The organism is Amaricoccus sp. (assembly GCF_017995835.1).
In the GTDB taxonomy this organism is placed as follows: domain Bacteria; phylum Pseudomonadota; class Alphaproteobacteria; order Rhodobacterales; family Rhodobacteraceae; genus Amaricoccus.
Genome location: NZ_JAGOID010000149.1, coordinates 1 through 5451 on the forward strand (window position 1 = coordinate 1; position 5451 = coordinate 5451).

Here is a 5451-nt window from a genome sequence, read left to right on the forward strand (position 1 = left end):
GCGCATGGCTTCGGCGCCGGCGGCCGGGCCGATCGCCATCAGCGCGAGCGTCGCCGGCCAGCCCAGCGCGCCGGCGACGGCGGGGACGGCCTGCACCACCGGCACGGTCAGGAGGAAGCCGATCGCGGTCTGCAACGTCATCAGGCTGCCCGCCCGCTCCGGCGGGGCGGCGTCGGCGACGAGCGCGGAGAACTGCGCGCTGTCGGCGACCACCGTCAGCCCCCAGGCGCAGACGACCGCCACGAACAGCCAGACCGGCCCGTGGAAGGCCGCCGCCGCCGCGAGCCCGCTGGCGCTGCTCGCCACGAGTGCGCCGCGCGCCACCCGCGCCTTGCCGAGCCGGTCCGCGAGCCAGCCCGCCGGCGCCGCCGAGAGCGCCCCGAGCCCGATCGCGACGAAGGCGAGGAGCCGCCCCGCATCCGCCGGACCGGCGACCCGGCCGGCGAAGGCGGCCGTCGCGGCGGCGGCGATCCAGCCCCAGAAGGCATAGAGCTCCCACATGTGCCCGAAGTACCCGGCGTAGGCGAGCCGCAGGCGCCGGTCCGTCCAGGCGAGCCGCAGCGCCCCCGGATCGAAGCCCGCCGCCCGCGCATGTCCCGGCCCGAGCCCGGCCATGCGCCCGAGCCCGGCGCCCGCCACGGCCAGCGCCGATGCGACGGCGACCGCCGCGCGCCAGTCGGCCCCGCCGGCGAAGGCGACGAGATAGGGCGTCGCCGAACCGAGCGTCACCGCCGCGACGATCAACGCCACGAGCAGGCCGCGGTCGCGCGTGCCCCAGCCGATCGCGATCTTCATCCCGACCGGATAGACGCCGGCCAGCGCCGCCCCGGTCAGCGCCCTGAGCCCGACCTGAAGGGCGCCGCCCGCCGGGGTGACGACCAGCGCCAGGTTGGCGATCGCCGCAACCAGCGCCGAGGCGGCGAGCACCCGGCGCGGATCGTGGCGATCGGCGGTCCCGTGGGCGGCGAAGGCCAGCGCGCCGACGACAAAGCCGAGCTGCACTGACGCGGACAACGCCGCCGCCCGGCCGCGCCCGATCCCCGCCTCGGTCACCAGCTCCGGCAGAATGGCCGCAGAGACGAACCACAGGCTCATCGCCAGCGTCACCGCCGCGACGAGAAGGGCGATCGACCGCGCCTTGCCCGCCACGGGCTCCATCAGAGCTGCGGCAGCAGCCGGTCGAGGATGGCGGCGATGGTCTGCCCGGCCCGGGCCGCGGTCTCCAGCACCGCCTCGATCGTGTCGGGCTCCTGCTCCGGGCCGCCCGTCGCGGAATTGGTGATCGCCGCGAAGCCGAGGACGTCGAGCCCGGCATGGCGCGCTGCGATCACCTCGAGCACCGTCGACATCCCCACTGCGTCGGCGCCGGTCGAGCGCAGCCAGCGCCGCTCGGCCGAGGTCTCGAGCGAGGGCCCGGCGACCCCGGCGTAGATCCCGCGCGCCAGCGGCAGGCCCGCCGCCTCGGCCACGGCGATCGCCCGCTCGCGCAGTCCGGGATCGTAGGCGCGGCTCATGTCGGGAAAGCGCAGCCCGAGCGCGGGATCGTTCGGGCCGGTCAGCGGGTTGACCCCGGTCAGGTTGAGGTGGTCCTCGATCACCATCACGTCGGCGGGGCGCAGTTCCGGGTCGAGCGCGCCGGCGGCGTTGGTGACGACGAGCCGGGACGCGCCCAGCGCCCGCATAAGGTAGACCGGCAACGCCACGTCCTGAGCCGACCAGCCCTCGTAGAGATGCAGGCGGCCCTGCGCCAGCGCGACGCGCCGGCCCTTCAGCCGGCCGACGACCAGCCGCCCGGCATGGCCGGGTGCGGTCGCGCGAGCCATGCCCTCGATCTCGGCGAAGGGGATGTCGACGGCGTCCTCGACCCGGTCGGCGAGGTCGCCGAGGCCGGAGCCGAGGATGAGTCCGATCTCGACGCCCTCGTCGTCGAGGCGCGCCGCGACGGAGGCGCTGGCGGCGGCGATGCGGGCGGCGTAGGGCGTGGTCATGCCGCGACGCTCGCGGCGATCCGCGGCGCGAGCGCCGCCACCTCGTCGAGCGTCTCGCCGAGGTCGTGGCGGGTCAGCACGCCCGCCTCCACCACCCGGGCGCCGCCGACCCAGACGTCGGTGACGTCGGACTTCGCCGCGGAATAGACGAGATGGGTGACGGGATCGAAGAGCGGCTGCGCGCTCGGTCGCCGGAGATCGAGAAGGATCATATCCGCCTGTTTGCCGGGCTCGAGCGAGCCGATGCGGTCATTGGCGCCCAGCGCCGCCGCGGCGTCGAGCGTGACCATGGAAAGGGCCTGGGGCGCGGTGACGGCGTCGGCGCGCAGCGTCGCGCCCTTGTGGAGCGTCGCCGCGAGCCGCAGCGCCAGCCACAGGTCGAGGTCGTTGCCCGAGATGGCCCCGTCGGTCCCGAGCGCCACGCGCACGCCCGCGTCGAGCATGTCCGGGACGCGGGCGAAGCCGGAGGCGAGCTTGAGGTTCGAGACCGGATTGTGCGCGACGGCCGCGCCGCTGTGCGCAAGGATGGCGATCTCCTCGTCGTCGAGCCAGACGCAGTGGGCGAGAACGGCGCGCGCATCGAGCAGGCCGAGCGCATCGAGGTGGCGTATCACCGAACGGCCATGGCGCGCCGTCACCTCGGCCTGCTCGGCCCGGGTCTCCGCCGCGTGCGTCGACCAGATCGCCCCGACCGCGTCGGCGAGGCGACGCGAGGCCACGAGGAGGTCCGGCGAGACGGTGTAGGTTCCGTGCGGCAGCACCGCCGGCAGAACGTCGTCCGCGCCGGCGAACTCGGCGAAGAAGCGGCCGCCGTCGGCGATCCGCGCCTCCGGCGTCGCGCCGTCGACGCCCGGCCCGTCGAAGAAGATCGGCCCCGTCGCGATGCGCATCCCGAGATCGCGCGCCGCGGCGACCGTCTCGCGAGGGCGCCAGTACATGTCGAGCACGCAGGTCACGCCGCCGAGCAACTGCTCGGCGAGCCCGAGCCGCGCCCCGAGACGGGTCGTCCGTGCGTCGAGGATCGCCGATTCGGCCTTCCAGACCTGCCGCAGCCAGGGCTCGAGCGGCAGCCCTTCGACCAGCCCGCGGAAGAGCGAGCACCCGGCGTGGCAATGGGCGTTGACGAGGCCGGGGGCAAGCAGGCCGCCGCCGGCGTCGACGACCGCGCGCGCGTCGTCGCCGATCTCGGCCGTGGTCCCGATACGGGCGATCCGTCCGCCCTCCACGGCCAGCGCGCCGTCGCGAATCACCGTGCCGTTTCGGTCGGCGGTGACGAGCATGGCCCGCTTTACGATCAGATCGGCGGTCATTTGCAACCGTCCCCCCTTTCGTTCGAGCGCTTGCACGCGGCGGCGAGCGCTGTCAACCGGGCCAGAAAGGCGCGGGTGCGGGAGGCGCAGGCGTCGCCTGCGACAGGCTCGGGGGGAGAGCTCGGCTTCGGCGACCTGCGCACGCCGCGTTTCGAGCCGCGCAACTACCGGGAATCTGGAAGGCCGAGGGAGAAGCGCCCGCCGAAGGCGCAGCGACACGCCGCCGGCGACCGGCTTGGAACCGGCCCCCGACGGCGTTGAACGGGTCGGCCGCAGCCTTGCCGAACCGTCCCGATCACATGCTCGCCTGTCACGGAGCCATCCGCCTTGATCTGGATCACCCTCGCGGCGCGTCGCCGCCCATCGCCGCGGTGATCCGGTCGGCCGCGGCGCGGACCACGGCGCCGAGGGCCTCGGCCCGGTCGCTCGACACCCTGAGCGTCGGACCCGAGACCGAGACCCCGGCCACCGCCTCGCGATGCTCGTTGAAGATCGGCGCGGCGATGCAGCGCATTCCTTCCGTCCGTTCCTCGTCATCGATGGCCCAGCCCCGCGCCCGCGTCAGCGCGAGATCCGCGCGCAACGCCGGCGGATCGGCCAGCGTCCGCGCGGTGTACGTCGCGAGCGGCCCCGAACGCAGGAGCCGCTCCAGCCGCGCCTCCGGCCCGAAGGCGAGCAGCGCCTTGCCGATCCCGGAAGCGTGGATCGGCCCGCGCGCCCCGAGACGGAAGAAGGCCCGGATCGGCTGCTGCGTCTCCACCTGGCTCAGGAACACCACCTCGGCGCCATCGGCGATGGCGAGGTTCGCGGTCTCGTCGGTCTCCGCCATCAGCGCGCGCAACTCCGGCCGCGCCATCTCGACGAGACTGGTCCGCGTCAGGAACGCGGCCCCGATGCGGAACGCCTCCGGCCCGACGGCCCAGAGCTGGCTCTCCGGCTCCTGCGTGGCCATGCCGTGCGACGCGAAGGTCTGTAGCGCGCGGTAGACGGTCGCGGGCGCCTGACCGGCCGCCGCCGCCAGTTCGGTCAGCGACATCCCCTCGCCCGAGGCCAGCACCTTCAGAATGGCCAGCGCCCGGTCGAGGGACTGGACCGTTCCCGCCTCGGGGTCGACGTTGAAGCCCCTGGGCCGCCCCCGCGCGCGCTTCACCGGCGCTTCCGTTCGCGACTCGCCCTTCATGCGCCCCCTATAGACCCGCGCGCGCCGCAGCGCACCGAGAAACGCTGCCGCAGAATGAAAAACACAATCCGTAACGTTCCCATCGGCTTGACCGACATCGTACTGCAATGAAAAAACATTTCAAAAAAATTGCGCCCCGGCTCCGCGCGGCATATACCCTTGGCAACCAAACGGAGGAAACGCCATGTCCAGCCAGAACCCCGTCTTCATCCCCGGCCCGACGAACATCCCCGAGCGCCTCCGTCACGCCGTGAACATGCCGACGATCGACCACCGCTCGGCGAGCTTCCACGAGATCTTCCGGCCGCTGTTTCCGGGCGTGAAGAAGGTCCTCAAGACCGAGACCGCCGAGGTCATCCTCTTCCCGGCCACCGGCACCGCCGGCTGGGAGGCGGCGATCTCCAACACGCTCTCCCCGGGCGACAAGGTCCTCGCCTGCCGCCACGGCATGTTCTCCCACAAGTGGATCGACATGTGCAACCGGCACGGCCTGAACGTCCACCAGCTCAACGCCCCCTGGGGCGCCGGCGCCCCGGCGGCGGAGTTCCAGACCGTGCTGGAAGCCGACCGCAACCACGAGATCAAGGCCGTCCTCGTCACCCACAACGAGACCGCGACCGGAGTCCGCTCCGACGTCGCCGCCGTCCGCAAGGCGCTCGACGCGGCCAAGCATCCCGCCCTCCTCCTCGTCGACGGCGTCAGCTCCATCGCCTCGATGGACTTCCGCATGGACGAATGGGGCGTCGACGTCGCCGTCACCGGCAGCCAGAAGGGCTTCATGCTCCCCGCCGGCCTCGCCATCGTCGCCGCGAGCCCCAGGGCCATCGCGGCGATGGAGACCGCCCGGCTGCCGCGCTGCTTTCTCGACTTCCGCGACATGCTGAACGCCAACCCCAGCGGCGGCTATCCCTACACGCCCCCGGTCCAGCTCCTGTTCGGCCTCGGCGAGTCGCTGAAGATGATCGAGGAGGAG

The 5451-nt window shown here is 73.3% G+C and carries 5 protein-coding genes; 1 reads left to right on the forward strand and 4 read right to left on the reverse strand.

Going from position 1 to position 5451, the window contains the following annotated elements; translation table 11 throughout:
- The 4 genes from KBA23_RS15460 to bhcR form a co-directional block, all read right to left on the reverse strand.
- Positions 1–1158 (reverse strand): MFS transporter (locus KBA23_RS15460; RefSeq protein WP_290742745.1); only part of this gene is annotated, 1158 nt, incomplete at its 3' end.
- The gene (locus tag KBA23_RS15465) at positions 1158–1988 is read right to left on the reverse strand and encodes a purine-nucleoside phosphorylase (protein WP_290742748.1); all 831 of its coding nucleotides are present in this window, start codon (positions 1986–1988) and stop codon (positions 1158–1160) included. The genes KBA23_RS15465 and KBA23_RS15460, both read right to left, overlap by 1 nt.
- Positions 1985–3298, reverse strand: coding sequence for an amidohydrolase (locus tag KBA23_RS15470; RefSeq protein WP_290742751.1), 1314 nt, complete (start codon positions 3296–3298; stop codon positions 1985–1987). Before KBA23_RS15470 ends, KBA23_RS15465 begins: the two co-directional genes overlap by 4 nt.
- Before the next feature lie 337 nt (positions 3299–3635).
- Positions 3636–4448 (reverse strand): HTH-type transcriptional regulator BhcR, encoded by an 813-nt coding sequence (gene bhcR / locus KBA23_RS15475; RefSeq protein WP_290742754.1) that lies wholly within the window; start codon positions 4446–4448, stop codon positions 3636–3638.
- Between the two features lie 214 nt (positions 4449–4662).
- On the opposite strand from bhcR, the gene KBA23_RS15480 reads away from it, so the two are divergent.
- The coding region (locus tag KBA23_RS15480) for an aminotransferase class V-fold PLP-dependent enzyme (protein WP_290742757.1) at positions 4663–5451 on the forward strand (789 nt) is incomplete at its 3' end.